Here is a 2,215-nt window from a genome sequence, read left to right on the forward strand (position 1 = left end):
GGGGACGGGCCGGTCGCGTCGGTGGAGGTGGCGCCGTGGGAGTTCTTCCGCGGCGTGTTCAGCCGCCGCAGCGTCGACCAGATGCGGGCGTGGGCCTGGGAGGGCGACCCGGAGCCGTGGCTCGAGCCGCTCACGGTCTTCGGCCTGCGCACCGACGACCAGCCGCGGTAGGTGCGCCCCCGTGGTCGCCGGGGCCCCGACGACTACTCCCGTGCCGCGGGCACCTCGCCGCGGAACCGCTCCCGGTAGGCGTCCCAGTCGAACGTCGCGAGGAACGCCGACGCCGCGTCGTACCCGCGCTGGTAGAGCGCGTCCCGGCGCGGTTGCGTGATGCCGAAGTCGAGCAGCCCGACGTCGCCGGCGCTCACGTGGATCGTGCGCGCCCGCACCCACGGGCGGTTGAGGTAGGCCTGGTCCCGGCCGACGATCATCGTGGTCAGGAGCTGTTCGAGCAGGCGCAGCGCGGTGGGCTGCGGCCAGTCGAACATCCGGCTGTGGAAGAGCGCGACGCGGTCGCCGATGCCCCGCTTCGGAGCCGTCGTGATCGTTACGCCGAACGTCGGCCAGGCCGGCGCGGCCCCGTCGGTGCGGTCCAGCGAGTCGATCGGGAAGTTGGAGAGCAGCCCGCCGTCGACGAGCGTGGAGACCATCGCCGGATGGGCGTGGGTCAGCGTCGTGGGCTCGAAGAGGAACGGGATCGCCATCGAGGCGCGGACGGCGTCGGCGACGGGCTGGGAGTCCGGGTCGAGGCCGTACACGCCGCGGTAGTCCCACGGGAAGCGGACGAGCTGCCCGAGGGTGAGGTCCGAGCAGGTCACGACGAGGCGGTAGCGCTGGTCGGGCGGGAGCGCGGGGTCGTCGAGGCGCAGGTCCCGCCAGGTGTGCACCCCCAACGCCGCGAGCTCGTCGGTGATCCAGTCGAGCAGGTACTCGCCGCGGTAGAGCCCCATTCCCGAGACCAGCGCGAGGCCCGGCCCGACCAGCGGCAGCCGGGCCACCCCGCGCCGGTCGGCGACGGCGTGGAAGTCCAGCCGGCGCATGATGTCGCCCAGCTCCGTGCCCTGCGCCCCGGCCGCCGCGATGGCCCCGACGAGGGCGCCCGCAGAGGTCCCGGAGATGCGCTGGGGCCGGTAGCCGGCGTCGGTGATCGCGGCGACCGCCCCCGCGAGGCCGATCCCCTTGACCCCGCCGCCCTCGAGAACCAGGTCAGCCCGCATGGCCGGTGAGCCTCGCACGGGAGCGGCGGTCGGCGCCTGTCCGACCGGCGCCGCCCACCCGGCTCAGACCCCGACGAGGACGCTGCGCTGCGGCAGGGCGTCGTGCTCCGCGCCGCGGGGGGCGGGGATGGTCACGGTGGCGGCGGCGACGAGCGCCTCCCGCCGGTGCGCCCGGTGGATCGCCCGGACGCGCAGACCCTCCTCGCGCATCGCGGCGCGGGTCCGGTCGTCGACGGTGCCCCGGCGGCCCATCGCGACGAAGGGCGCGGCCAGCCAGGCTCCGAGTGCGGCGCTGCCGATGGCGACGGTGCTGATCATGATGTTCCCCCCGGAACGTTCGACGCTCCCCGACGAAGCGTGTCGCCCGGTTCGTCGCCGTGGGTCACCCCAGCGTTACGAGCATCACCCGATCGGACGAGCAACTCAGGCGCCGCCGGCCGCCGCGGCGAACCCGATGACGAGTGCGGCCCCGAGGAAGCCGACGACGACGAGCACGCCCACGACCTGCCCGGTCGGCGAGCCGCCCAGCCGGCCCTGGCGCAGGGCCGGCGGGAGCCCGGGCGCGATCACCGCACCCAGCAGCCCGCCGACCGCGCCCCATCCCAGCCCCAGCACCACGGCGGGCGCGAGGTCCAGCTCGACGCCGAGCGGGTCCGCCGAGAGCGCCGTGACCACCGCGAGCAGGGCCAGGACGGCGGCCAGCACCGGGCCCAGCGCCCAGCCGCGGCGCACGGCGTCGTCGGGGGAGGGGGCGTGCAGCGCCGCGACCATGCCGCCCAGCACGCAGACGATCGCCCCCACCAGCGGCGCCAGCCACCACGAGGGACCGTCGCCGAGCAGGTGCACCAGGCCGACGTCGGTGCGTCCGGTCGGGCCGCGCCCCACGAGCGGGACCCCGAGGCAGAAGGCGAACGCCCCGAGCAGGGCAGTGGGTGCGAAGACCACGACGGCCACGACCGCCACGAGCCCGGCCACCGACGAGCCCGACGACCCGGACG

2 protein-coding genes and 1 pseudogene are annotated in these 2,215 nt (G+C 75.9%); all 3 read right to left on the bottom strand.

Features of this window, described 5'->3' with window-relative positions; all coding sequences use genetic code 11:
• Positions 1-203 precede the first annotated feature (203 nt).
• Complete coding sequence (locus AC0CYZ_RS17360) at positions 204-1,217, bottom strand: patatin-like phospholipase family protein (protein ID WP_472217550.1); 1,014 nt, start codon at positions 1,215-1,217, stop codon at positions 204-206.
• 63 nt (positions 1,218-1,280) lie between these two features.
• Entirely contained in the window at positions 1,281-1,535 is a 255-nt protein-coding gene (locus tag AC0CYZ_RS17365; RefSeq protein WP_472217551.1) for a hypothetical protein, read from the bottom strand.
• Positions 1,536-1,640: 105 nt separating this feature from the next.
• Positions 1,641-2,215 (bottom strand): annotated as a pseudogene (locus AC0CYZ_RS17370) (hypothetical protein); the annotation flags it as partial.

It is taken from the genome of Actinomycetospora sp., from assembly GCF_055612215.1.